The 24610-nt window shown below is 68.0% G+C and carries 20 protein-coding genes; 7 read left to right on the top strand and 13 right to left on the bottom strand.

Annotated features, from left to right (window positions below; translation table 11 throughout):
• Positions 1-70: 70 nt before the first annotated feature.
• The 3 genes from ACW6W5_RS11205 to radC all read right to left on the bottom strand — a co-directional run bounded on the left by ACW6W5_RS11205 (position 71) and on the right by radC (position 3439).
• Positions 71-940 carry an SPOR domain-containing protein gene (locus ACW6W5_RS11205; RefSeq protein ID WP_121044102.1) on the bottom strand — a complete coding sequence of 290 codons (870 nt, stop codon included), beginning with the start codon at positions 938-940 and terminating at the stop codon, positions 71-73.
• An 18-nt stretch (positions 941-958) separates the two neighbouring features.
• Positions 959-2647 (bottom strand): arginine--tRNA ligase, encoded by a 1689-nt coding sequence (gene argS, locus ACW6W5_RS11200; protein WP_121044099.1) that lies wholly within the window; start codon positions 2645-2647, stop codon positions 959-961.
• Positions 2648-2749: 102 nt separating this feature from the next.
• A complete protein-coding gene (radC, locus tag ACW6W5_RS11195) occupies positions 2750-3439 on the bottom strand; it encodes a RadC family protein (protein WP_121044096.1) in 690 nt (229 codons plus the stop codon).
• Positions 3440-3633: 194 nt separating this feature from the next.
• Here radC and coaBC point away from each other — a divergent pair, with 194 nt between their 5' ends.
• Genes coaBC through ACW6W5_RS11180 form a run of 3 tightly spaced genes read left to right on the top strand, consistent with a single transcriptional unit; the run spans position 3634 to position 7724 of the window.
• Positions 3634-4893, top strand: coding sequence for a bifunctional phosphopantothenoylcysteine decarboxylase/phosphopantothenate--cysteine ligase CoaBC (gene coaBC, locus ACW6W5_RS11190; protein WP_121044094.1), 1260 nt, complete (start codon positions 3634-3636; stop codon positions 4891-4893).
• Complete coding sequence (gene dut / locus ACW6W5_RS11185; RefSeq protein WP_046272982.1) at positions 4890-5363, top strand: dUTP diphosphatase; 474 nt, start codon at positions 4890-4892, stop codon at positions 5361-5363. Before coaBC ends, dut begins: the two co-directional genes overlap by 4 nt.
• A gap of 12 nt (positions 5364-5375) precedes the next feature.
• Entirely contained in the window at positions 5376-7724 is a 2349-nt protein-coding gene (locus ACW6W5_RS11180; RefSeq protein ID WP_152152866.1) for a phosphomannomutase/phosphoglucomutase, read from the top strand.
• 41 nt (positions 7725-7765) lie between these two features.
• Here ACW6W5_RS11180 and ACW6W5_RS11175 read toward each other — a convergent pair whose 3' ends face one another.
• The 8 genes from ACW6W5_RS11175 to pyrE form a co-directional block, all read right to left on the bottom strand.
• Positions 7766-8485 carry a response regulator transcription factor gene (locus ACW6W5_RS11175; protein ID WP_121044087.1) on the bottom strand — a complete coding sequence of 240 codons (720 nt, stop codon included), beginning with the start codon at positions 8483-8485 and terminating at the stop codon, positions 7766-7768.
• Positions 8466-11126, bottom strand: a complete 2661-nt coding sequence (locus ACW6W5_RS11170; RefSeq protein WP_152152864.1) for a sensor histidine kinase — start codon at positions 11124-11126, stop codon at positions 8466-8468. Before ACW6W5_RS11170 ends, ACW6W5_RS11175 begins: the two co-directional genes overlap by 20 nt.
• 37 nt (positions 11127-11163) lie before the next feature.
• Positions 11164-11826: a potassium-transporting ATPase subunit KdpC gene (gene kdpC, locus ACW6W5_RS11165; protein WP_152152862.1), complete on the bottom strand. Its 663-nt coding sequence runs from the start codon at positions 11824-11826 to the stop codon at positions 11164-11166.
• Positions 11823-13874, bottom strand: a complete 2052-nt coding sequence (kdpB, locus tag ACW6W5_RS11160; protein WP_152152860.1) for a potassium-transporting ATPase subunit KdpB — start codon at positions 13872-13874, stop codon at positions 11823-11825. Before kdpB ends, kdpC begins: the two co-directional genes overlap by 4 nt.
• An 11-nt stretch (positions 13875-13885) precedes the next feature.
• Positions 13886-15604, bottom strand: coding sequence for a potassium-transporting ATPase subunit KdpA (kdpA, locus tag ACW6W5_RS11155; protein ID WP_152152858.1), 1719 nt, complete (start codon positions 15602-15604; stop codon positions 13886-13888).
• 12 nt (positions 15605-15616) lie between these two features.
• A complete protein-coding gene (locus tag ACW6W5_RS11150; protein WP_019183961.1) occupies positions 15617-15709 on the bottom strand; it encodes a potassium-transporting ATPase subunit F in 93 nt (30 codons plus the stop codon).
• Between the two features lie 602 nt (positions 15710-16311).
• Positions 16312-16974 (bottom strand): hypothetical protein, encoded by a 663-nt coding sequence (locus tag ACW6W5_RS11145; protein WP_152152856.1) that lies wholly within the window; start codon positions 16972-16974, stop codon positions 16312-16314.
• 18 nt (positions 16975-16992) lie between these two features.
• Positions 16993-17652: an orotate phosphoribosyltransferase gene (gene pyrE / locus ACW6W5_RS11140; protein ID WP_046272987.1), complete on the bottom strand. Its 660-nt coding sequence runs from the start codon at positions 17650-17652 to the stop codon at positions 16993-16995.
• Between the two features lie 207 nt (positions 17653-17859).
• Here pyrE and ACW6W5_RS11135 point away from each other — a divergent pair, with 207 nt between their 5' ends.
• From ACW6W5_RS11135 to ACW6W5_RS11125, 3 genes are all read left to right on the top strand, one after another.
• Positions 17860-18660, top strand: a complete 801-nt coding sequence (locus ACW6W5_RS11135; protein WP_152152959.1) for an exodeoxyribonuclease III — start codon at positions 17860-17862, stop codon at positions 18658-18660.
• On the top strand, positions 18657-19952 hold the full coding sequence (locus ACW6W5_RS11130) for an AmpG family muropeptide MFS transporter (RefSeq protein WP_152152854.1): 1296 nt from the start codon (positions 18657-18659) through the stop codon (positions 19950-19952). Before ACW6W5_RS11135 ends, ACW6W5_RS11130 begins: the two co-directional genes overlap by 4 nt.
• A gap of 81 nt (positions 19953-20033) precedes the next feature.
• Positions 20034-20261 (top strand): hypothetical protein, encoded by a 228-nt coding sequence (locus tag ACW6W5_RS11125; protein WP_046272989.1) that lies wholly within the window; start codon positions 20034-20036, stop codon positions 20259-20261.
• Positions 20262-20330: 69 nt separating this feature from the next.
• Here the strand turns inward: ACW6W5_RS11125 and ACW6W5_RS11120 are convergent, their stop codons facing one another.
• Positions 20331-21458: an anhydro-N-acetylmuramic acid kinase gene (locus tag ACW6W5_RS11120; RefSeq protein ID WP_152152852.1), complete on the bottom strand. Its 1128-nt coding sequence runs from the start codon at positions 21456-21458 to the stop codon at positions 20331-20333.
• Between the two features lie 66 nt (positions 21459-21524).
• Positions 21525-22988 (bottom strand): M23 family metallopeptidase, encoded by a 1464-nt coding sequence (locus ACW6W5_RS11115; protein WP_121044062.1) that lies wholly within the window; start codon positions 22986-22988, stop codon positions 21525-21527.
• A 168-nt stretch (positions 22989-23156) separates the two neighbouring features.
• Between ACW6W5_RS11115 and tyrS the strand changes: the two genes are divergently transcribed.
• Complete coding sequence (gene tyrS, locus ACW6W5_RS11110; RefSeq protein WP_152152850.1) at positions 23157-24368, top strand: tyrosine--tRNA ligase; 1212 nt, start codon at positions 23157-23159, stop codon at positions 24366-24368.
• The last annotated feature ends 242 nt before the right edge of the window (positions 24369-24610 follow it).

Here is a 24610-nt window from a genome sequence, read left to right as displayed (position 1 = left end):
GTCGGCTGCTCTGGGCGATCAAAAAAAACGCCGGGCAATGCCCGGCGTTCCTGTATACGTCGCAGCGCGGCTACTGCGCTTTGATCGCCATAGCTTGAAGCCCGGTCCCATCCAGCTTCTGCTTGGCTTCGGCCAGCTCGCCCGCGCTGCCATACGGCCCCATGCGCACGCGGTACACCGTCTTGCCGTTGATCTGGGCAGATTCCACGCGTGCAGCCAGGCCGATCATCGCCAGCTTGGCCTTGGTCGCTTCCGCATCACCGGAGGCACCGAAGGCGCCGGCCTGCAGGATGTAACGCACGTTGCCCGCGGCCGGATCGGCGGCGGCAGCGGCGGCAGCCGGGGCGGTCGCCGCAGGTGCATCCGGCTTCGGCGCGGTGGCCACCGTGGCCGGGGCCGATGCCGCCGGTGCCGGCGTGGCAGCCGGACGTTCATTCACCGGCGCCGGCAACGCAGCGGTACTGACCGGCGCAGGCGTGGTGGTCGCGGCGGTGCTGGTCGGCGCCGGTGCGGGCGGCAACGGACGGCCTTCCAGCGCCGCCTGCGCGCGCTGCGCATCGGCCTTGGCACGGCGCTGATCTTCGGCGCGTGCGCTGGCCGCCAGCTCGGCATCGGACATTTCCACTTCCTTGCCGGGCAGCAGGGTGTAGAAGTCGTACTGCGTCGCCGCCGGCTTGGCCGGTTCGGCGGGCTTGGCGGCGCCGGGCTTGGGCAGCTCGGTGCCGACGTCGGTATCGGCATCGCTCACCGGGGCCGGCTGGGCGTTCGGGTCCGGCTGCGGGCCGACCCGCAGGAAGCCATCACCGTCGTTCTTGAACAGGTTCGGTGCCGCCAGGAACACCACGGCCGCAATCGCCACACCCGCGACCAGCCACACCCATCCCGGGGTGCCCTGGTTGCTGTTGCGCCGTGCCTGGCTCTTGCCGCGTCGTGCTGCCATTTACTGCTTCTCCACTGCTTACATTTTTTCCGGGGCGGAAACGCCCAGGATGTTCAGACCATTGGCCAGGACCTGGCGCGCGGCGCAGGCCAGCGTCAGCTTGGCGTTGCGTTCGCTTTCGTCGGCTACCAGTACCTGCGTGCCGTGATACCACGTGTGGAAGGCGTGCGCCAATTCACGCAGGTACTGCGCGATCAGGTGCGGTTCCAGCGCCAGGCCGGCCGCTTCGACGACTTCCGGGAAGCGCGACATTTCCACCATCAGCCACAGCGATGCCTCATCGCCCAGTGACGACAGGCCGGTCAGACCTTCGGCCGGCGTGTAGCTCAGCTTCTTCTCCTGCGCCTGGCGCAGCAGGCTGCACACCCGGGCATGCGCGTACTGCACGTAGAACACCGGGTTGTCGTTGCTCTGCTGGCGGGCCAGATCGATATCGAAGGTCAGCTGCGAATCGGGCTTGCGCGCGATCAGGAACCAGCGGGTGGCATCGCGGCCGGCTTCTTCGATCAGGTCGCGCAGGGTCAGGTAGCTGCCGGCCCGCTTGGACAGCTTCACTTCCTCGCCGCCGCGCATCACCGTCACCATCTGGTGCAGCACGTATTCCGGCCAGCCCTTCGGGATGCCGACGTCCAGCGCCTGCAGGCCGGCACGCACGCGCGCCAGCGAACCGTGGTGGTCCGCGCCCAGCTCGGTGATCGCGCGCTCGTAGCCGCGCTGCCACTTGGAGAGGTGGTAGGCCACATCCGGCAGGAAGTAGGTATAGGTGCCGTCGGACTTGCGCATCACGCGGTCCTTGTCGTCACCGAAGTCGGTCGAGCGCAGCCACAGCGCGCCGCCTTCCTCATACGTATGGCCGGCCGCGTTGAGCTGGGCGACGGTCTCTTCGACCTTGCCGTCCTTGTACAGCGAGCTTTCCAGGAAGTAGATGTCGAAATCCACGCCGAACGCGGCCAGATCCTGGTTCTGCTCGTTGCGCAGGTAGGCCACCGCGAAGCGACGGATCGCATCGAGGTTGTCCGGGTCGCGCTCGCCGACCACCGAGTGGCCTTCCAGCTCCACCGTGGCGCCGGCCAGGTAGGCCTTGGCCACATCCTCGATGTAATCGCCGCGATAGCCGGCTTCCGGCCAGCCGGCGTCGTCGGGCTTGAGGCCCTTCGCACGCGCCTGGGTGGACAGCGCCAGGTTTTCGATCTGCACGCCGGCGTCGTTGTAGTAGAACTCGCGCTTGGCGTTCCAGCCGTTCACTTCCAGCAGGCGCGCCAGGCAGTCACCGATCGCCGCCGCGCGGCCGTGGCCGACATGCAGCGGACCGGTCGGGTTGGCCGACACGTATTCCACGCCCACGGTGCGGCCGTTGCCGCTCAGGTTGTGGCCGTAATCGGCGCCTTCCTTGAGCACGCTGGCCGCTTCGCGCTGGTAAGCGCTGGGAGCGAGATGGAAATTGATGAAGCCCGGGCCGGCGATCTCGACGCGCAGCACATCATTGCTCTTGGGCAGCGCATCGAGCAGCGCCTGGGCCAGGGCGCGCGGGTTGCTGCGCGCCGGCTTGGCCAGCAGCATCGCGGCATTGGTGGCGAAATCGCCGTGCTCACGGGTCTTCGGGCGTTCGACCACGAATTCCGGGGTCAGGGTATCGGCCGGCAGAGTGCCGTTGGCGCGCAAGGCTTCGATGCCTTGGCTGATCAGGGCGCGGAGGAGATTTTTCACAAGGCCTGCTTTGGGACTGGAGCGGCGGAATCGGCAATTTTAGCCCAGAAGCCACCCCGATCCATTGAACCGGGGCCGAGCGGCGCCGTTTCCCACCCCGGCTCAGGTGGTTCCGGGGCCCATCCAGCCGCGCGCGGCCATCGATACCGGTGCCCCGTCGCCGATCACGACATGGTCAAGCAGACGGATATCCACCAGGGCCAAGGCCTGCTGCAGCAGTGCGGTGATCCGGCGGTCCTCCAACGAGGGCTCGGCACTGCCGGAGGGATGGTTGTGGCTGACGATCACCGCGGCTGCGTTGTGCAGCAGGGCGCGGCGGACCACTTCGCGCGGGTAGACCGCCGCGGCATCCACCGTGCCGCTGAACAGCTCCTCGCAGGCCAGTGTGCGGTGCTGGTTGTCGAGAAACAGCGCGGCGAACACCTCGTTGGGCCGGGCCCGCAGCCGCTGCTTGAAGTAGCGCCCGGCGGCGGCCGGGTCGCGCAGGCTCTCCCCGCGGGCCAGCTCGGCCGCCAGATGCCGATGCGCCAGTTCCAGCCCGGCCACCAGCTTGCAGCTGCGCGCCGGCCCAAGGCCGGGCAGGGCCGCCAACGCGGCGGCCGGGAGGTCGAGCAGGTTGCGCAGGGGACCGTGGGCCTGCAGCAGGTCGCGGGCGGTTTCGACCGCGTCGCGGCCGCGCAGGCCGGACCCCAGGAAGATCGCCAGCAGCTCGGCATCGGACAGGGCGCCGGCGCCTTGGGCAAGCAGCTTTTCGCGGGGACGCTCGGCACTGGGCCAGTCTCGGATCGACATGGCCCCAGTCTCCCTCGGTGCGGAGCGGGCCACCATCGGTGAACCGGGCGGCATCGTGTCGGTAAATGCAGGGCACCGTGCCAAGTCAGGCGGTTGCTTATGACGAAAACCTGCCTCCTTATGCCGCTGGCGCATCAGGCGGCTTACGGACCATCGGGTAAGCTAATCGCCTCGGTTCGACAGGAACACCCAAGGTGGCTGACTCCCCCCAGGCTTCTCCGGCGTCCGCGCGCCCGTTGGAAGGCCAGAAGCTGTTGTTGTGCGTTGGTGGCGGGATCGCTGCCTACAAGTCGCTGGAACTGGTGCGCCGCCTGCGCGATGCCGGAGCCCAGGTGCAGGTCGCGATGACCGCCGGGGCCCAGCAGTTCGTCACCCCACTGAGCTTCCAGGCGCTGTCCGGCCAGCCCACCCGCACCACCCTGTGGGACAGCGCGGCCGAGCAGGCCATGGGCCATATCGAGCTGGCACGCTGGGCTGATCGCGTCGTGGTCGCGCCGGCCACGGCCGATCTGCTCGCGCGCCTGGCCAACGGCCACGCCGACGATCTTGTCACCACCCTGTGCCTGGCCACGACCGCGCCGCTGACCGTGTGCCCGGCGATGAACCACCGCATGTGGCTGCACCCGGCCACGCAGGCCAATATCGGCCTGCTGCGCGAGCGCGGTGCCCAGGTGATCGGGCCGGAAGACGGTCCATTGGCCGAAGGCGAGTCCGGCCCCGGTCGGCTCACCGAACCGAACGCGATCGTGGCCGCGCTGGCCGGGCTGCATGCGCCGGCCCCCGCCGAGCCACCGCCGAGCAGTGAACTGAAGGGCCTTCGCGTGCTGATCAGCGCCGGCCCCACCTATGAAGATATCGACCCGGTGCGCTACGTCGGCAACCGCAGCAGCGGCAAGATGGGCTACGCCCTGGCCGCCGCCGCCGCCCGCCTGGGCGCGCAGGTGGTGCTGGTCAGTGGCCCGGTCCAGCTGGCCACGCCCGCCGGTGTGCAGCGCGTTGATGTGCGCTCGGCCGCGCAGATGCGCGAAGCGGTGCTCGGTGCGTTGCCGGCCGACATCTATATCGGTGCGGCCGCGGTGTCCGATTACACCCCGCGCCAGGTTGCCCCGCAGAAACTGAAGAAGACCGCCGACACCCAGAGCCTGACGCTGGAGCTGGTGCGCACCCCGGACATCCTGGCCGAAGTGGCCACGCAGACCAACGCGCTCAAGCTGGTGGTCGGCTTCGCCGCCGAGACCCACGATGTGGAGAAGTACGCGCGCGGCAAGCTGGTCGACAAGCGCCTGGACCTGGTGATCGCCAACCAGGTCGGGATCAGCACCGGCGGTTTCGAGAGCGATGAAAACGCGGCCACGGCCTACTGGCAGGGCGGCGAACAGGTGTTCCCCGGCACCTCCAAGGCCGTGTTGGCCGAACAACTGTTGTCCCTGATTGCCCAGAGGTTGCACGCATGACCATCGATTCCTCCCTGCAGCCGTTGCAGGTCAAGCTGCTCGACCCGCGTTTCGGCGACGAATGGCCGCTGCCGGCCTACGCCACCGAACACAGCGCCGGCCTCGATCTGCGTGCTGCGCTGGAGACCGAACTCACCCTGCAGCCCGGCGACACCGCGCTGATTCCCAGTGGCATCGCCATCCATATCGCCGATCCGAACCTGGCCGCCGTGGTGCTGCCGCGCTCCGGGCTTGGCCATCGCCACGGCATCGTGCTGGGCAACGGCACCGGCCTGATCGACGCCGATTACCAGGGCCCGCTGCTGATCAGCGCCTGGAACCGCGGCCGTGAGCCGTTCACGCTGCAGCCCGGCGATCGCATCGCCCAGCTGGTGGTGCTGCCGATTGCACGCGTGGCGCTTCAGGTAGTGGATACTTTCACCGACAGCGCCAGGGGAACGGGTGGATTCGGCCATACCGGGGTGCGCTGACAGGGGAGCTTCATGAGCAAGGCGAAGGCGGAAGGACGGCCGCGGTTGACCACAGGGCGCTCGGTGCCGCTGTTGGCCGTGCTGCTGGTGTTGTTGGCGGTCTGGTTCGGGTGGAGCGGTGTGCGCCAATGGCGTCAGGCGGCCGTTGGCGCCGAGCTTGAACAGTCGCGCGATCAGGTGGTCGAGGGGCTGCAGACGGCGCTGACCGGTCAGCTCGGCACGTTCGGCAAGGTGCTCAAGACCGAGCGCGTTGCCAGCGCACTGGCCAGCGGCAACGCACACGGTGCCGCCGTCGCCATCCGCGAAGGCTGGCCCGGTGTGGAAGACGTCCAGATCCTCACCGCCGATCTCGATGCGGCCTACGCCGATCCGAAGGCCTTCGGCTACTCGCGCTTGGCCCTGCTCGAGGCGGCCATCGCCGATGACAAACCCGTCGGCCGCGTGGTGCGCGATGCCGGCGGGCAGCGCCTCGGCCTGGCCGCGGCGGTGGAGCTTGGCCCGCAGGGGGCGGCCGTGGTCTACGTGCGCCAGCCGCTGCTGCGGCTGACCGGCATATTCGACCAGGTTGCCGTGCCGGGCGCCGGCTATCTCGCCCTGCGCCAAGGCAATCACAACGTGATTGAACAGGGCAGCCGCGGGCTGTCCGGCGGCGCTGAAGCGCTGGCACGTCCGGTCGGTACCAGTGGCCTGCGTCTGTCTGCCGCGGTGCCGGACATCGAACCGGGCCCGTTGGGCCTCGGCGCGATCTCCAGTGCGGTTGTCGCCGTGTTGCTGCTGTTGATCGCCGTGCTGCTGGTGCTGGGCAAAGGCAAGGTGCCGTTGCCGCGCCGCCGCGGTGCTGCCGACAGTGCTGCCGACACCGGCCCGACCTTGAGCGAAAGCCTGGCCCAGGCCCCGCTCGCGGTGGCCGCCGTCGAGAACGTTGACGAAACCGCAGCGGCAACGCCGCCGCCGTCCGTGCCGGGCGAGACCGTCGCGGCCGAGATCTTCCGCGCCTACGACATCCGCGGCATCGTCGGCCGCGAGCTGACCCCCAAGGTCGCCGCCCTGATCGGCCAGGCGGTCGGCTCGGTGCTGCAGGTCCAGGGCCTGCGCGACATCGTGGTGGGCCGCGATGGTCGCCTGTCCGGCCCCGAGCTCACCGCCGGCCTGATCGAAGGCCTGCGCCGCGCTGGCTGCAACGTCACCGATATCGGCCTGGCGCCGACCCCGGTGGTGTACTTCGCCAGCTACCACCTGCGCGCCGGCAGCTGCGTGGCGGTGACCGGCAGCCACAACCCGCCGGATTACAACGGCTTCAAGATCGTGGTCGGCGGCGAAACGCTGTCCGGCGATGCGATCACCGAGCTGTACCACCGCATCCGCGATGGCCAGTTGCACGTGGCACCCGAGCCGGGCAGTTTCCAGACCCGCGACGTGAATGCCGATTACATCCAGCGCATCGCCGATGACGTGCAGCTGGATCGCCCGCTCAAGGTGGTCGCCGACGCGGGCAATGGTGCCGCCGGCGAGCTTGCCCAGCCGCTGCTGGAAGCGATCGGTGCCGAGGTCATTCCGCTGTACTGCGATGTGGACGGCACCTTCCCGAACCACCATCCGGACCCGAGCGACCCGCACAATCTGGAAGACCTGATCCAGACGGTGAAGCGCTTCGATGCGGATATCGGCCTGGCCTTCGATGGCGACGGCGACCGTCTCGGCGTGGTCACCCGCGAAGGCAGGATCATCTACGCCGATCGCCTGCTGATGCTGTTCGCCGCCGATGTGCTGATGCGCAACCCGGGCGCGCTGGTGATCTACGACGTGAAGTGCAGCGGCAAGCTCTCCGATTACGTGCTGCGCAACGGTGGCAGCCCGCTGATGTGGAAGACCGGCCATTCGCTGATGAAGGCGAAGATGCGCGAAACCGACGCCGAACTGGCGGGCGAGATGAGCGGGCACTTCTTCTTCAAGGAACGCTGGTTCGGCTTCGACGATGGCCTGTACGCCGCCGCGCGCCTGCTGGAGATCCTGGCCCAGCGCGAAGAGAGCCCCTCGGAGGTGTTGGACGAACTGCCCGACAGCGTCTCCACCCCGGAGCTGAAGGTGCCGGTGGACGCGGGCACTCCGCACGCGCTGGTGTCGTTGTTCGTGTCCTCGGTGCAGGTGGAGGAGTCGCCGTTCGCCGGCGCGCGCCTGTCCACCATCGACGGCCTGCGTGCCGACTTCCCCGATGGCTGGGGCCTGGTGCGCGCGTCCAACACGACGCCGGTGCTGGTGCTGCGTTTCGAGGCCGATGACGAGGCGGCGCTGGAGCGCATCAAGGCACTGTTCCGCGCGCAGCTGCAACCGCTGCTGCCGGGTGTGGAACTGGGTTTCTGACCCCGGGAGGGCGCATCCACGCATGGCGTGGATGCCGTTGATCACCCCTTGAACCGAAGCCCCACGCCCGGCTCGGTGAACAGATAGCGCGAATCCAGCGCCGAATCGCCCAGCTTGTGGCGCAGCTTGCCGACCAGGATCCGCAGGTAATGCGTGTCGTGCTGATGCGTCGGCCCCCAGATCTCCTGCAGGATCTGCGGCTGGGTCACCACCCGCCCGGCATTGCGCAGCAGCAGCGACAACAGCGCGTACTCCTTGCGCGTCAGCGCCACCGGCGCACCGTCCAGATGTACTTCGCGCCGCACCAGGTCGATATGCAGGTGCCCATCATCGAACTGTGGCAGCACGCCCTCGCTGGAGACCGTGCGCGAGCGCAGCAGTGCACGCACGCGCGCCATCAGCTCCTGCGTGCCGAATGGCTTGGTCACGTAGTCGTTGGCGCCGGCATCCAGCGCCCGCACCTTCTCGGTCTCGCTGGCGCGCACGGTCAACATGATCACCGGCACCTGGCTCCACTGGCGCAGCTCGCCCAGCACGTCATGGCCTTCCATGTCGGGCAGGCCGATATCCAGGATCACCAGGTCCGCCCCTTCGCCGACCAGCGCTTCCAGCCCGGCCTGGCCGGTCGCGGCCTGGGACACGCGGTAGCCCTGCGCGCGCAGGCTGATCTCCAGGAAGCGCCGGATCTGCGCTTCATCGTCGATCACCAGCACGCGCGCCGGGGGCACGCCGTGGGAAGCCTCAGGAATCGTCGTTGTCATCGGCAGGTTGGGGGTGCAGCAAGGGCAGGGTGATGCGGATCAGGGTACCGCGTCCGTCGCGCCCCGGCAGCGCCTGCACGCTGCCGCCATGCGCGCCGATCATGCCCTGGCAGATGGTCAGGCCCAGCCCGGTACCATGCCGGCCGCGGTCGCCGCGTTCCACGCTGTAGAACATGTCGAAAATGCGGGCCCGCTCGTCGTCGGGAATGCCCGGCCCGGCATCGAGCACATCGATGCGCAGCTCGCCCTCGACCAGCCGTGCCTGTACCTCCACCGCCGCGCCGGGCGGAGAGAACTTGGCCGCGTTCTCCATCACGTTGAACACCGCCTGCTCGACCAGCGCCGGATGCACCCAGATCGGCGCCAGTTCAGCGGGAATATCCAGCTTCAGCAGCACGTCGGGCTGATAGCGCTGCAGGCGCCGCGCAGCCGAACCGACCAGTTCGTCCACACCGATCCAGTCGCGGTTGATCTGCAGGCCGTCATGGCCGAGCCGGGTCATGTCCAGCAGGTTCTGGATGTAGCGATCCAGGCGCTCGCCTTCGACCAGGATGGTGTCCAGCAGGGCGCGCCGGTCACTGGCATCCATTGCATCGGCGTAGCTGGAGAGGCTGTCGGCCGAGCCGATCATCGCCGCCAGCGGCGAGCGCAGGTCATGCGACACCGAGGACAGCAACGCCGAGCGCAGCCGCTCGGTCTCGTTGCTCACGTGCGCCTTCTCCAGATCCGCCACCAGCTGGGTGCGCAGCGCGGCCTGGGCGATGTCGTCCACCATCGCCTCGGCCAGCTGGCGCTGCTCCGGCGTCAGCCGCGGCGCCTCGCGCGGGAAGCGCATGCCGGCCACGCCGATCGCCCGGTCGTCGCCGTCCAGCAGCGGCAGAAACCACCAGCCCGCGCCGGCCAGCGTATCGGTGAAGCGTCCGCTGGGCTGGCCATGCCGGTGCGCCCAGTCGGCCGCGGCCAGATCGGTATCGCCCGGCGCGGCGCTGCCACTGGCGCTGGTGTACTGGCCGATGCGCAGCCACGCCGGCGCATCCATCGCCTGCTCCAGCGCCTCGCGGCCGGCCTGGGCGACCTGCTCGTTGCTCGGCGCACTGGCCAGCTGCCGGCCCAGTGCCTGGCGCGCATGCGCGTGCCGGTTGGCCGCGCGCAATGCGACCACCTGCATGCGCAGGCGCGAGGCCAGCCGCCCGGCCACCAAGGCTGCGGCCAGGAACAGGAAGACCGTGATCACGCCCTGGCGCGCGCTGATCGCGAAGGTGAAGCGCGGCGCGATGAAGAAGAAGTTGTAGGCCAGGAAGCACAGCGCTGCGGCGATCACCGCTGCACTGGTGCGGCTGCGCGCGGCGACCATCACCACCGCCACGATGAACACCATCGACAGGTCGTACAGCCCGATCCAGCGCTCGGCAATCAGCGCCACCAGGCAGGCGACGGCCGTGGCGCCGAGTGCCAGCAGCGCATCCTTGCCAGCACTGCGGCTCGGTATCGACAGCCCGGACCGGCGTGCCCGCGCACGCGCCTGCGGCGTGCCGATGATGGTGATCTCGAAATGCGCACCGCGCCGGATCAGCTGCTGGGTCAGCGTGCGGTTGAGCATGCGCGCCAGCGGGCGCTCCCGTGTGCGGCCCAGCACCAGCGTCGACACGCCATTGTGTGCGGCATGGTCGAGCAGGGCATCGGCAATGCTGGAGCCATGCAGCAGCTCCGCTTCACCGCCGAGGCGGCGGGCGAGGGCGAAGGCGGCATCGATCTCGCGCCGGGTCTGCTCGTCGTGCGCGCGCGCCTGCACCGTCACCACCGTCCACGGCGCATCGCGCCGCTCGGCGATGCGCCGGCCGACCCGCACCAGGTACTCGCTCTGGCCGCCGCCATCGATCGCCACCAGCACCCGCCGGCGCAGCGGCAGGTTGCCTTCGCCGCGTGCGGCACGGGTTTCGCGCAGGCTGCTGTCCACGCGGTCGGCCGCTTCCTGCATCGCCAGTTCGCGCAGCGCGGTCAGGTTGGCCGGCGAGAAGAACGCCTGCAACGCCTGCGCGGCCTGCTCCGGCACATAGACCTTGCCCTGCTGCAGGCGCTCGATCAGCTCGCGCGGCGGCAGGTCCACCAGCACGATGTCGTGCAGGCGGTCGAGCACCGCATCGGGCACGGTCTCGCTGACCCGCACCCCGGTGATCCGCATGACCACGTCGTTGAGGCTTTCCAGATGCTGGATGTTGACCGTGGTCCACACGTCGATGCCGGCATCCAGCAGCTCCATCACGTCCTGCCAGCGCCGCTCGTGGCGGCTGCCGGGCACGTTGCGATGCGCCAGTTCGTCCACCAGCACCAACGCCGGGCGACGCGCCAGCACTGCATCCAGGTCCATCTCGTCCAGTGCGTGCTGTTGATACTCGCGCTGCAGCAACGGCACCTGCGGCAGGCCCGCCAGCAGCGCCGAGGTCTCGGCGCGGCCGTGGGTTTCCACCAGCCCGATCACCACGTCCACGCCGCGGCGCAGCTGCTCGTGTGCGCGGGTGAGCATGCTGAAGGTCTTGCCCACGCCGGGGGCCGCACCCAGGAACACGGTGAGTTTGCCGCCCGCTTCGCGCTGCAGGCTGTCGACCAGGGCATCGGCCTGGCGGGTACGGGAGTCGCTCATGGGCGGGGATTGTGCGCCCAGGACAATGCGCAGCGCATCAAGGCATGCCGTGCAGCCGGGCCGTGCCCTGCTGCGCGTCGAGAGCAACGTTCAATGTCATCACGTTCACCCGCGGCTGGCCGAACACACCCCATTGCGGGCCCCGGGTATTGGCCTGCACCAACGCGGTGACGCGCTCCACCGGCAGGCCACGGCTGCGCGCCACCCGGGCGATCTGCACCTGCGCGGCGGCCGGGGAGATCTCCGGATCCATGCCGGCGCCGGACTGGGTGACCAGATCGCCGGGCACCTGCGCAGCGGGTACGCCCTCGCGTGTGGCGACCGCAGAGATGGCGGCCTGCACGCGCTCCTGCAGCGCCGGATTGCTGCGCGCCATGTTGCTGCCGGCAGCCGCCATCGGGTCATAGTTGGCCGCCGACGGCCGCGCCTGGAAGTAGCCATCGCCGACGAACGGCTGGGCGATCAACTGCGAGCCGCGCACCTGCCCATCGCGGATCAGCAGGCTGCCATCGGCCTGCGCCGGAAACAGCAGTCGGCTCACGCTGGTGGTGGCCACGGCATAGGCAAGCCCGAGCAGCAGCAGGCTGCTCACGCCGAGCACGAGGGCCGGGCGCCAGGCGCTGTCCTGCTGCAGCTGGGTAGAGGCGGCCGCGCGGCTGCGCGCCGAACGGGGAACGGACGTAGCAAGCGAGCGGTTCATGCGCCGAATACCGAGACAAGGAAGAGGTCGATCACTTTGATGGCCGCAAACGGCAGCAGCACGCCACCCAGGCCGTACACCAGCATGTTCCGGCGCAGCAGCGCGGTGGCCGTGGCCGGACGGAAGCGCACCCCGCGCAACGCCAGCGGGATCAGCGCCGGAATCACCAGGGCATTGAAGATCAGCGCCGCCAGCACCGCGTTGCGCGGGCTGGAGAGGTGCATCACGTTCAACGCCGCCATCGCCGGCATCGTCGAGGCGAACAGCGCCGGCAGGATCGCGAAATACTTGGAGACATCGTTGGCCAGCGAGAAGGTGGTCAGTGCACCACGCGTGATCAGCTGTTGCTTGCCCACCTCCACCACCGCCAGCAGCTTGGCCGGATCCGAATCCAGATCGACCATGTTGCCGGCCTCCTTGGCGGCCTGCGTACCGGAGTTCATGGCCAGCCCGATGTCGGCCTGGGCGAGCGCCGGTGCATCGTTGGTGCCATCGCCGACCATCGCCACCAGCCGCCCACCGGCCTGCTCGGCGCGGATGCGGGCCAGCTTGTCTTCGGGGCGGGCTTCGGCGATGTAGTCGTCCACGCCGGCCTCGGCCGCGATCGCCGCAGCGGTCAGCGGGTTGTCGCCGGTGATCATCACCGTGCGGATACCCATCGCGCGCAGCTGCGCGAACTTCTCGCGCATGCCGTGCTTGACCACGTCCGACAGCTCGATCACGCCCAGCACATGGCGGCCTTCGCACACCACCAGCGGGGTGGCACCATTGCGCGCCACCTGCTCCACGCGGCCGGGCAGCTCCGACGGCACCGTGCCGCCCAGCTCACGCACATACGCGGTGATCGCATCGGAGGCGCCCTTGCGGATGCGGCGCCCGCCGTCCAGATCCACACCGGACATGCGGGTCTGCGCACTGAAGGCCAGATAGTCCGCACGGTCCGGCTCGGCGGTGGCGCAGCCCTGCTCACGCGCCAGCCGTACCACCGACTTGCCTTCCGGGGTCGGGTCGGCCAGCGAGGACAGCAGCGCCGCCTCGCGCAGCTGGCTGGCGTCGATACCGGCAAGGGCATGGAAATGCGTGGCCTGGCGGTCGCCGTAGGTGATGGTGCCGGTCTTGTCGAGCAGCAGCACGTCCACATCGCCAGCCACTTCCACCGCCTTGCCGGACTTGGCCAGCACGTTGGCGGCCAGCGCACGGTTCATGCCGGCGATGCCGATCGCCGGCAGCAGGCCGCCGATGGTGGTGGGGATCAAACACACCAGCAGCGCGATCAGCAGCAGCGGATTGACCTGCACGCCAACGAACGCCCCGATCACCGGCAGCGTCGCCACCACCACCAGGAAGGTCAGCGTCATCGCCGCCAGCAGCAGGGTCAGGGCGACCTCGTTCGGGGTCTTCTGGCGGTTGGCGCCTTCCACCAGCGCGATCATCCGGTCCAGGAAGCTGTGGCCCGGCTCGGCGGTGATGCGCACGATGATCTGGTCGGAAAGCACCTTGGTGCCACCGATCACACCACTGCGGTCGGTGCCCGCTTCGCGCAGCACGGGGGCCGATTCACCGGTCACCGCCGCTTCGTTGATCGTGGCCAGGCCCTGCACGATCTCACCATCGGCCGGGATCAACTCGCCGGCACTGACGATGACATGATCGCCTGGGCGCAGTTCGGCCGCCGGAACCTGGGTTTCACTGGCCCCGGCATGCGCGGCGGCGAGCCGGCGCGCACTGAGGTCCTGGCGGGCCCGCCGCAGCGAGGCGGCCTGGCCACGGCCACGCGCTTCGGCGACGGCCTCGGCGAAGTTGCCGAACAGGACGGTCAGCAGCAGGATCGCGGTGACCGCCAGGCCGAAGCCCAGCGGCGCATTGCCGGTCAGCGTCACCAGCGCGCTCACCACCGTGCCGACCATGACCACGGCCATCACCGGGCTGTGCAGCAGGTGCCGCGGCGAGAGCTTGATCACGGCATCGCGCAGGGCACGGCGCCAGCCGGCGCCATCCAGCAGGCGCTGGCGGCGGTGGGAAGAAACGTTCAACGGATACGTACTCATGGGAGGCGGTCTCAGTGCAGCGTCAGCGACAGGTGGTCGGCCACCGGGCCAAGGACCAGTGCCGGCATGAACTGCAATACGGTGAGGATGACGATCAGCGCGATCAGGGTCAGCGCGAAGGTCGGGGTTTCGATCTGCAGCGTGCCGGCCGATTCCGGCGCCCGCCGCTTGGCCGCCAGCTGCGCGGCCACGATCAACGGGATCACCAGCACGGGGTAGCGGCCCAGCAGCAGCACCAGGGTGCAGCTCAGGTTCCACCACACCGTGGCATCGCCGAGGCCCTCAAAGCCCGAGCCGTTGTTGGCGAACGCCGAGGTGTACTCGTAGAACACCTGGCTGATGCCGTGGAAGCCGGGGTTGGAGGTGCCGGTGATCGATGGGATCGCCAAGGTCAGCGCGGTGAAGCCCAGGATGGTGATCGGCTGCAGCAGCACCAGCAGCGCGAGCAGGCGCACCTGCGGCGTTTCCAGTTTGCGGCCGAACAGTTCCGGCGTGCGGCCGGTCATCAGCCCGGCCAGGAACACGCCCAGCATCAGGTACACGATGAACTGCTGCAGGCCGCAGCCGATGCCGCCCCAGATCGCGTTGACCAGCATGTTGACCATCGGCACGGCACCGGCCAGCGGGCTGAGCGAGTCATGCATGCCGTTGACCGAACCGTTCGACACCTGGGTGGTGATCGCTGCCCACAACCCCGTGCCATCGGCACCGAAGCGCACTTCCTTGCCCTCCATCAGCAGCGGGCTGGCGGCGGTGGCCGAGTGACCCTCCAGCCACACGGTGGCGGCGATCGACACGCTGGACATCGCCAGCATGCAGCCGAACACCAGCCCGGCCAGGCGCTTGCGTCCGGTAAATGCGCCGAGCATGAAGATCACCGCGATCGGGATCAGCAGGATGCCGATCAATTCCAGCGCATTGGACAGCGGGGTCGGGTTCTCCAGCGGCATCGCGCTGTTCGGGCCGTACCAGCCACCGCCATTGGTGCCCAGCTGCTTGGCCGCGACCATCGCCGCGACCGGGCCGAGCGGAATCTTCTGCGTCTCCATGCCGGCCGCGGCATCGATCGGCGTGGCCTGCGGACCACCGGCGAGCGTGGCGGGCACGCCCTGGCTGGTCAGCAGCACCGCCCACAGCAGGCACAGCGGCAGCATGAAGCGCACGCACGCGCGCACCACATCGGCGTAGTAGTTGCCCACATCGACACGGCGGTCCGCACTGAGCAGCGCGGCCTGGTCGGCCGGCACATCCTCAGGGCGCGCACTGAACAGCGCACGCAGGGTGGCCACCACCAACGCCAGGCCCATCATCGGCGTCACCACCTGCAGGCCGGTGATCGCGGTCATCTGCGCGAAGTAGGACAGCTGCGCCTGGCCGGAATAGTGCTGCTGGTTGGTGTTGGTCAGGAACGACACCATCGTGTGCAGCGCGGTATCCCAGCGCAGGTTGGGGATCTGGTCGGGATTGAACGGCAGCCAGGCCTGGGTCATGAAGACCGCCTGTACCAGCACCGCGATCACCACGTTGCTGAGCAGGAAGGCGCCCACGTAGCCACGCCAGGACATGCCGCGCGCCGGGTTGACCCCGAGCAGCCGGTACAGAGGTTTTTCAATCCACCCGAACAGCGCGTCGCCGCGCATCGGGCCACCGCGCATCACCCGGGCCAGGTACAGCCCAAGCGGAAAGGCCAGCGCGATGCTGGCCAGCAGGATCAACAGGATCTCGGTCATGGTCGGCTCCGGTCAGAAGGTTTCGGGCCGAAGCACGACGTACAGCAGATAGGCGGCGGCAACGAGCACCAGCACACCGCACAGCAGGGAAAGCCAGGCAGACATGGTCGTGGCCTCAAACGCGGGAAAGGGAGCGCGCGGTGCACGGGGCACCGGCGGGGAAGACAGGCATACACGGGCTCATGGGACGTCCAGGTGGAACCACTCCACGTCAGGCGCTCATGGTCTGCCTGCCCGGCATAAACGCTCCACGCCCGAAACCGGCGACTTCCGTAAAAAGTGCATAAAAAGGTGCGTCTGTGGTGCGAACGTTACGCCCCGCAGCGACCGGCAGGCCCCTCGGCAAATGTCCCCCGGCCGCCGCCTGACGGCGACAGCCTCCTCCTTGATTTTGCCCAGGGACCTACCGGCCGCTACGGAGCTCAGCGTGCGGTACGCGTGCGAGACAGCGAACTTGCTGTTGGCCGCCAGTGGTCTGTACACGTGGGGCGCGATGCCCTTGTGGGCGAAATAAAGGAGGAGGGGGCGGCCGCAGGCCGACGCCGGGGGACATTCGCCGGCAAGGGCGTCGCGCTCCAGCGCCCGACCAACTCACCGCTCCTGCTTCCGGAAAAGTTCAGAGCGCGCTCCGTGCCTGCCGCAAGGACAAAAACCAAAAAGGCGACCCAAAAGGCCGCCTTCGTTTCAACGCAATCGCACATCCACCCTTACCCGCGCGGATCGCTCCCCACACCCTTCAACAACCGATAGCGCTGCAGCGTGCTCTCGATCTCCACATCCAGCGCCCGGCGCTGCTGCTCGAACGAGGCCTGCATGCGCCGCTGCGCCACCAGCTCGGCATGCCGCTCACGGATGCGCTCGGCCTGCTTGTCCGGCACCGGCTGGCCATCCAGCTCGCGGTTGCCCGCAGTGGCCAGCAGGGTGACCAGCGCATCACGCACGCTGGCCACGTTGTAACTGGCGGTGTGGATGTTGTTGTCCAGGATCCCGCTGCGCTCGGCGAACACCCGGCGCAGCTCGTCCTCGCTTTCATACGTGGCCAGCATCGCCTGCTCGGTGCGCTGGCGGGTCTGCTCGGCGGCGAGGTCCAGGCGTTGCTGCGCGGCCTGCGCAGCGGCATCGGCGCGCTCTTCGTCGGTCAACGCGCGCTGCACTTCACCACTGCGCATGCCGCTGCGCAGGTTGAACTCCTCGCGCGCGCTGTTCACCGCCTCCTGGGGCAGGGCATCACTGCAGATCCGCTCGCTGCCCTTGTTCCAGCAGTACAGCTTCTTCGGCGTCGCATCAGCCGTGCGCTTCTGCGCCTGGGCAGGCAACAGCGGCACGGCCAGCAACAGGCCGACAACGGTGAACGTGGCAAACCTGGACATGGTGAAAGCCCCCTGCTCTCAACGCGTAGGACGGCTGCCGTAGCGGGAACGATAGTCCTCCAGCGGCTGCCGGTAACCGACAAGTTCCGGATTTCCGGAGGCAAAATCAAGCAGGTCGGCCAGCGTGGCCACCGCGACCACCGGAATGCCGGCTTCTTCGGCCACGGCCTGCGCGGCCGAACGGCGGTCGGTTTCCGAGGCGATCTCCTGGCGGTCCAGTGCGACCACGATGCCCGCCGGGGTGCCACCGGCGCCCTTGATGATCGCCAGCGCTTCGCGGATCGCGGTGCCAGCGGTGATCACGTCATCCACGATCAGCACGCGCTTACCGTTCATGTCGGCGCCGATCAGGTTGCCGCCTTCGCCGTGGTCCTTGGCTTCCTTGCGGTTGAACGACAGCGGCAGGTCGCGGCCGCGCTGGGCGAACTCACAGGCGGTCGCGGTGGCCAGCGGAATGCCCTTGTAGGCCGGGCCGAACACGACGTCGAACTTCAGCCCGGTCGCTTCCACGGCATCGGCGTAGCACGCCGCCAGCTGGGACATCCGCGCGCCGGAATCGAACCGGCCGGCATTGAAGAAATAGGGGCTCAGACGGCCGGACTTCAGGGTGAACTGGCCGAAACGCAGGGCATCGGCGGTCAGGGCCAGTTGCAGGAAACGGTGGCGATGGTCGCTCATCAAGACTCAATTCAATTCATTTGGAGCGCAAATCCTAATGCATGCCCGCACTTTTCCGCTCGCCGGCCCCTGCGGCCCGGTGTCGCACAGGTTGGCGAGACGGCATCGTCAGGTGCCCGCGGGCGGCAATCGCGTCCGTTTCCAGCCAGCCCCTGCAAGGGCCGAAACGGTATGCTCTTGCCGGTATCGTTCCAGACCCGGGTCAGCATGCGCATCATCAGTTTCAACGCCAATGGCATCCGTTCCGCCGCCACCAAGGGCTTTCTCGAGTGGTTCCGCGCCCAGGACGCCGATGTCCTGTGCATCCAGGAAACCAAGGCCCAGGAAGACCAGCTGACCGACCCGATGTTCCGCCCGGACGGCCACCACTGCTTCTACCGCGACGCCATCACCAAGAAGGGCTACAGCGGCGTGGCGATCTACAGCAAGCGCGAGCCGGACCAGGTGATCACCTCGCTGGGCTGGGCCCCGTTCGACGATGAGGGCCGCTACATCGAGGCCCGCTACGGCAACCTCAGCGTGGTCTCCTTCTATATCCCCTCGGGCAGCTCGGGCGATCTGCGCCAGGGCTTCAAGTACGAAGTGATGGAGTGGCTGCGCCCGATCCTGGCCGGCTGGCTGGCCAGTGGTCGCGACTACGTGCTGTGCGGCGACTGGAACATCGTGCGCTCCGCGCTGGACATCAAGAACTGGAAATCCAACCAGAAAAACTCCGGCTGCCTGCCGCCCGAGCGCGACTGGCTCAACGGCCAGTGCGTGGACGCCGACCAGGCGCTGGATATCGCCGCCGGCCAAGGCTGGACGGATGCCTACCGCCTGCTGCACCCGCAGGGTGAGGACTACACATGGTGGAGCAACCGCGGCCAGGCGCGCGCCAACAATGTCGGCTGGCGCATTGATTACCAGTTCGTCAGCCCGGGCCTGCGCGAGCGCCTGCGCAGCTGCTCGGTGTACCGCGATGAGCGCTTCTCCGACCATGCGCCGTTCACGGTGGACTACGCCCCATGAGTGAAGCGGTCGAGCCGATGTCCTACAAGGGCTGGGCGGGGATCAAGCGTGCCTTCGGTACGCCCTCGGCGCTGACGATGGCCTTCCTCGGCTTCGGCAGCGGCCTGCCGTTCCTGCTGATCGCCTCGCAGACCCTCTCCACCCGGCTGCGTGATGTCGGTTTGGACCTGGGCAGCATCGGCCTGATCAGCCTGGCCAGCTTCTTCTATCTGATGAAGTTCGTCTGGGCGCCGCTGATTGACCGCTACGCATTTCCGCTGATCGGCTTCCTCGGGCGCCGCCGTTCCTGGCTGCTCGCCTCGCAGATCGCGGTCACCGGCGGGTTGTTCGCGCTGGCGTTCGTCCGCCCCGAACTCGGCGTCACCCCACTGGTCCTGTGGGTGCTGGTGGCCTCGTTCGCCGGCGCCACCCAGGATTCGGTGGTCGATGCCTACCGCATCGAGATCGCACCGGAGAGCGCCCAGGCGGCACTCGCCGCGACCTACACGCTGGGCTATCGCATCGGCCTGATCCTGGCCGGCGCGGGCGCGTTGTACCTGGCCCAGTTCGAGAGCTGGATCGTGGCGTACCTGGCCATGGCCGCCTTGATGATCCTGCCGATCATCACCACGCTGCTGTGCCGCGAGCCGGAGCAGCCTGAGGTGCGCATCCAGCGCCGGATCGATTTCTTTGGTGCGTTCTGGCAGCCGATCGCCAGCTTCTTCAGCACCAACGGTGTGGTGCTGGCGCTGGTGCTGCTGGCCTTCGTCGGGCTCTACAAGTTCCCGGATCAGGTGATCGGGGTGATGGCCGGTCCGTTCTATCTGGATTCGGGCTTCACCAAGGCCGATATCGCTACCGTCTCCAAGCTGTTCGGCGTGTGGATGGGCATCGGAGGTGCCTTCCTCGGTGGCATCGCGGTGGCCGCGTTCGGCTTCCGCCGCATGCTGCTGGTCGCCGCGCTGGGCGTGGCGCTGTCCAACCTGGCGTTCCTGCTGATGGCGCACAACCCGGGCCAGCTGTGGGCGTTCTATGCGGCGCTGAGTGCGGACAACCTGTTCCAGGGCTTTGCCGGCACCGTGCTGGTCGCCTTCATGTCCTCGCTGACCGACCGCAACTTCACTGCCACCCAGTACGCGCTGCTGGTCTCGCTGGCCAACCTGCCGGGCAAGTTCGTCGGCGGCGTCTCCGGTTACATCGTGGAGGCGAGCTCCTACAGCACCTTCTTCATCCTCAGCGCCACCACGGTCATCCCGACCCTGCTGCTGCTGATCTGGCTGTGGCCACGGATCCGGGACCGCAGCACGGCCTGACGGGTTTGCGTGCCGGCAGAGCCTGATGGATCATGCCGGCACAACGGCCGCGGGGATGGCGGCGCGCCAACGGGGAGAACGATGGCTGATCTACTGCTGCGGGAGGTGGACCCGCTGTTGCTGGAACGTATCCGCCGCATTGCGGTTGCGCGCGGCTGGACCCGCGAGGACACCTGCGTGGCGCTGCTGGAGCAAGGCCTGTTCGCCAGCGAACTGGAGGTCCGCAGCGGCTTCCACGATCCCGAGGTCGACGCGCTGGCCGATGCCATCGCCGCCCTGCAGGCGTTGCCGGACGCGCAAGGGCTGTAACGGCCCGCCAGTGCTGCCCGGCGCAGGCGTGATCACGGTGCACCCCGCGGCGCCCGGCACCACGCCACCTCAGGCGGGATGGATCGCCCCCAGAATCCGGGGTCCGCGCGCACCACTCACGCTCGGCAGATTGCCCGGCAGCCCGGCCAGCGTGCGCTGTGCCAACCACGCAAACCCCATCGCCTCCAGATAATCCGGATCCAGCCCGTGCACCGCGCTGGACTCGATCACCACGCCCGGCAGGCGCGCGCCGAGGCGCCGCAGCAGCTGCGGATTGCGCACGCCACCGCCGCAGACCAGCACCCGCCTCGCGCCCGGAAGGTGCGCCAGCAGCGCATCGGCCACGGTGGCGGCTGTCAGTTCCAGCAGGGTTGCCTGCACATCCGCGCCGGAGACCTGCCCCTCGCCCAGCTGCGCCTGCGCCCAGTCCAGGTGGAACTGCTCGCGCCCGGTGCTCTTCGGCGGCGGCAACGCAAACCACGGATCGGCCAGCCAGCGGGCCAGCAGCGCCGCATCGACCTGGCCACTGGCCGCGAACGCGCCATCGGCATCGAACGGTTCGCCGCGATGGCGCTGGCACCAGGCATCCATCAGCGCATTGGCCGGGCCGGTATCGAAGCCGCGCGGTGTCCCGTCGCGCGGGATCAGGGTGAGATTGCCGATGCCGCCCAGGTTGAGCACGGCGCGGTCTTCATCGCTGTCGCCCAGCATCGCCAGGTGGAAGGCCGGCATCAGCGGCGCGCCATGCCCGCCAGCGGCGACATCGCGGCGGCGGAAATCGGCCACGGTGGTGATGCCGGTCAATTCGGCGATGCGGTTGGCATCGCCGATCTGCATCGTGAAGGCTGGATCAGCCAGCGGCCGATGGCGCACCGTCTGCCCATGCGAGCCGATCGCCTGCACCTGGGTGCGGTCGATGCGCGCGCTGTCCAACAGGCGGTTGGCGGCCGCGGCGAAGGTGATCCCGACCTGGGCATCAAGGCGGCCCAGTGCATCAAGCGAGGTGATGGTGCCGCCTTCCCCCAGCGCGATCAGCTCGGCGCGGATGGCCGGATCCCAGTCGTGGGTCAGGCCTTGGACGAAGCGGCAGCCACCCTCGGTGGGGAACTGCACCAGCGCGGCATCGATGCCGTCGGCGCTGGTGCCGGACATCAGGCCCAGGTAGAGCGGGGTGGTGGGATCAACAGCAGAGGTCATGGCCAGGCGGTCCAACGGGTTGCGTGCAGCTTCCGCGCAACCCGTTGCCGCCGTCAATCGCAGCGATCAGCCGCGGTTGGATTTGACCGGCTTGCCGGCCTTCGCCGTGGCCGTATCGGTGGCCTTGGCATCCGGTGCCGGGCTGGCATCGGCGTAGATCAGCTTCTCCATGCCCTGGATCCGCGCCAGCGCGGGGGCGGTCTGGGCACGGAAGGCAGCCAGCTCGGCGCCCTGCAGCGGCTCCGGCGGCGGCATCGTCACCGACAGCGGATTGCGGTGCACGCCGTTGACGCGGAATTCGTAGTGAAGGTGCGGGCCGGTGGCCATGCCGGTCGAGCCCACGTAGCCGATCACGGTGCCCTGGGCCACGCGCTGGCCAGTCTTGATCTTGCCGAACCGCGACATATGCCCGTACAGGGTGGTGTGGCCGCGGCCATGATCCAGTATCACCACGTTGCCGTAACCGCGCTGGGTCCCGGCGAACTGCACGCGGGCATCGCCGGCGGCCATGATCGGGGTGCCGGTACGCGCGGCGTAGTCCACGCCCTTGTGCATGCGCATCTTGCCCAGCACCGGGTGCTTGCGCGCGCCGAAGCTCGAGCTCAAGCGCGCGAACTGGATCGGCATGCGGATGAAGCTCTTCTTCAGCGGGCGGCCGCTGGCATCGAAGTACTCCGATTTGCCGTTGCGGTCGAAGCGGAAGCCGCTGTAGGTCTTGCCGCCCGAGCTGAAGGTCGCCGCGAGGATCTTGCTGGTGTCCACCTTCTCGCCTTCGCGCCAGGTTTCATCCAGCACCACGCTGAAGCGGTCGCCCGGCTGCAGGTCCTTGGAGAAGTCGATGTCGTACTTGAAGATTTCGTCGGTCATCGTGGCAATCGCCGAGGGCGACAACCCCGCCTTGCGCGCGGCGGCATACAGGGAGCTGGTGATCTCGCCACTGGCGACCACGCGGCGGGTCGAGCTCTCGCGCTTACTCACCGTTTCGGTGATCTTGTCGCCAGCCAGGGACAGCTCCACGCGGTTGTCGGCATCGCGGTCGAAGCGGATCGTGCGCAGCTCACCGGACAGCGGCAGGTCGAAGGCGATCTCCGCACCCGGGCGCAGCTTGGTCAGCGATTCGCGCACACCGGGGTGCTCCAGCACCTGGTGCATCACCGTGGCCGGGATGCCGGCCTGGTCGAACAGATTGCTCAGGGTCTGGCCGCGCTGCACGCGCAGCACCTGCCAGCTGTCGCCCGGGGTCTGCTGCTGGCGTTCCAGCGACAGCGGCGGCAACGGCAGCGCCAAGGTCGAATGGCTGACCGAGTAGGGCGAATCGATGGTGTGCGAGAAGCCGGGGACGATCGTGGCCACCAGGGCGCCGATGGTGGCGAACAGGCTGGCGTGCATCCAGTGGCGGCGGGTCCAGCGCTGGTTGAAGGCCGCGGGAAGATGCTGTTTGAGCTTCCGATGGAGGGCGGTGTCGTGGAGGACGTTGAGACGTTCCTTGAAGCGCTGCTTGCGCGCGCGGCCTTGATCGGAATTGAGCATCGTCGGTCTGTTCCTGGCTGGCCCGGGAGCGCGGGCCCAAACGTCGGTAACATAGACAGGTATAAATACCGCGTCAAACCCTTGTGCCTATTGGCTTTTGTGAAGCACCTGCGGTTAACTTGTACTTAACGTCATTCATATAAATAAGGCATTGCCGGGAGTTGTCACGTGTCCTCGATTGAAGAAGCCATTGCCCTGATCGGGCGAGGCGCCGATGAGATCCTCAAATCCGACGAACTGCGCCAGCGTCTGGAAAGCGGCCGTCCGCTGCGGGTCAAGGCCGGCTTCGACCCCACCGCACCGGACCTGCACCTGGGCCACACCGTGCTGTTGAACAAGCTGCGCCAGTTCCAGGACCTCGGCCACCAGGTGATCTTCCTGATCGGCGACTTCACCGGGATGATCGGCGACCCCTCGGGCAAGAACGTCACCCGCAAGCCGCTCACCAAGGAAGATGTGCTGGCCAACGCGCGTACCTATGAAGACCAGGTCTTCAAGGTGCTGGACCGCGAAAAGACCGAAGTGCGCTTCAATTCGGAGTGGTTCGGCAAGATGGCCGCCGCCGACATGATCCGCCTGGCTGGCCAGCACACCGTGGCGCGCATGCTCGAGCGCGACGACTTCGCCAAGCGCTATGCCGCCCAGCAGTCCATTGCCCTGCATGAGTTCCTGTACCCGCTGGTGCAGGGTTACGACTCGGTCGCGCTGGAAGCGGACGTTGAACTGGGCGGTACCGACCAGAAGTTCAACCTGCTGATGGGCCGTGGCCTGCAGGAGCACTACGGGCAGAAGCCGCAGATCGTGTTGACCATGCCGTTGCTGGAAGGCTTGGACGGTGTGGCCAAGATGTCCAAGTCGCTCAACAACTATATTGGTATCAGCGAACCGGCCATCGACATCGTCACCAAGACGATGAAGATCGGCGATGACCTGATGTGGCGCTGGATCGAGCTGCTCTCCTTTGATATCAGCCACGCCGAGGCCAAGGCCCTGCGCGAACAGGTCCAGGCGGGCGGGTTGAACCCGCGCGAGGTGAAGCTGCGCCTGGCCCGTGAGCTGACCACCCGCTTCCATGATGCGGCGGCGGCCGAACAGGCCATCGCCGGCTGGAATGCCGCGGTGACCGGGCAGGGCGATGTGACCCTGCTGCCGCTGCAGGAAGTGACCATTCCGGCCGAAGGCCTGCGTATTGGTGCCCTGTTGACGGCTGCCGGCCTCACCCCAAGCAACTCCGAAGCCTCCCGCAAGCTCAAAGAGCGTGCGGTGAAGGTGGATGGCGAGGTGGTGGAGGATGCCCAGCAGGTGTTCGTGCCCGGTTTCGAAGGCCTGCTGCAGGTTGGCAAGCGCACCTTCGCACGCGTGTTGCTGGTCGCGGCCTAAGTGGCACAAGGGGTTCGGGCGATCCGGACCCCTTCCAGCATGAATGTGGGAGAGACGACGTGAAAAAATGTCGTCCACCCCCTTCACAAACGACCCGGATAGGGACATACTTTCCCTCCCCCGACGCAGGGGCCACCGCAAGGCGGCAACCGCGAAGGAACAGGACTTCAACTGCTTCGAAAGAAGGTGTTGACGGAAACGAAAAGCCTGACATAATAGGCGGCTCGCAACGACGAAAGCCC

The sequence above is a fragment of the Stenotrophomonas sp. IS26 genome, from assembly GCF_054188265.1.
The sequence above is the reverse complement of the archived record's forward strand: the minus strand, read 5'-3'. Positions and strand labels throughout refer to the sequence as shown.

Bases quoted from the DNA above. Each gene is read 5' to 3' on its own strand.
- ACW6W5_RS11205 (WP_121044102.1), bottom strand. From the start codon at position 940: ATGGCAGCACGACGCGGCAAGAGCCAGGCACGGCGCAACAGCAACCAG.
- radC (WP_121044096.1), bottom strand. From the start codon at position 3,439: ATGTCGATCCGAGACTGGCCCAGTGCCGAGCGTCCCCGCGAAAAGCTG.
- dut (WP_046272982.1), top strand. From the start codon at position 4,890: ATGACCATCGATTCCTCCCTGCAGCCGTTGCAGGTCAAGCTGCTCGAC.
- ACW6W5_RS11180 (WP_152152866.1), top strand. From the start codon at position 5,376: ATGAGCAAGGCGAAGGCGGAAGGACGGCCGCGGTTGACCACAGGGCGC.
- ACW6W5_RS11175 (WP_121044087.1), bottom strand. From the start codon at position 8,485: ATGACAACGACGATTCCTGAGGCTTCCCACGGCGTGCCCCCGGCGCGC.
- ACW6W5_RS11170 (WP_152152864.1), bottom strand. From the start codon at position 11,126: ATGAGCGACTCCCGTACCCGCCAGGCCGATGCCCTGGTCGACAGCCTG.
- kdpC (WP_152152862.1), bottom strand. From the start codon at position 11,826: ATGAACCGCTCGCTTGCTACGTCCGTTCCCCGTTCGGCGCGCAGCCGC.
- kdpB (WP_152152860.1), bottom strand. From the start codon at position 13,874: ATGAGTACGTATCCGTTGAACGTTTCTTCCCACCGCCGCCAGCGCCTG.
- kdpA (WP_152152858.1), bottom strand. From the start codon at position 15,604: ATGACCGAGATCCTGTTGATCCTGCTGGCCAGCATCGCGCTGGCCTTT.
- ACW6W5_RS11150 (WP_019183961.1), bottom strand. From the start codon at position 15,709: ATGTCTGCCTGGCTTTCCCTGCTGTGCGGTGTGCTGGTGCTCGTTGCC.
- ACW6W5_RS11145 (WP_152152856.1), bottom strand. From the start codon at position 16,974: ATGTCCAGGTTTGCCACGTTCACCGTTGTCGGCCTGTTGCTGGCCGTG.
- pyrE (WP_046272987.1), bottom strand. From the start codon at position 17,652: ATGAGCGACCATCGCCACCGTTTCCTGCAACTGGCCCTGACCGCCGAT.
- ACW6W5_RS11135 (WP_152152959.1), top strand. From the start codon at position 17,860: ATGCGCATCATCAGTTTCAACGCCAATGGCATCCGTTCCGCCGCCACC.
- ACW6W5_RS11130 (WP_152152854.1), top strand. From the start codon at position 18,657: ATGAGTGAAGCGGTCGAGCCGATGTCCTACAAGGGCTGGGCGGGGATC.
- ACW6W5_RS11125 (WP_046272989.1), top strand. From the start codon at position 20,034: ATGGCTGATCTACTGCTGCGGGAGGTGGACCCGCTGTTGCTGGAACGT.
- ACW6W5_RS11120 (WP_152152852.1), bottom strand. From the start codon at position 21,458: ATGACCTCTGCTGTTGATCCCACCACCCCGCTCTACCTGGGCCTGATG.
- ACW6W5_RS11115 (WP_121044062.1), bottom strand. From the start codon at position 22,988: ATGCTCAATTCCGATCAAGGCCGCGCGCGCAAGCAGCGCTTCAAGGAA.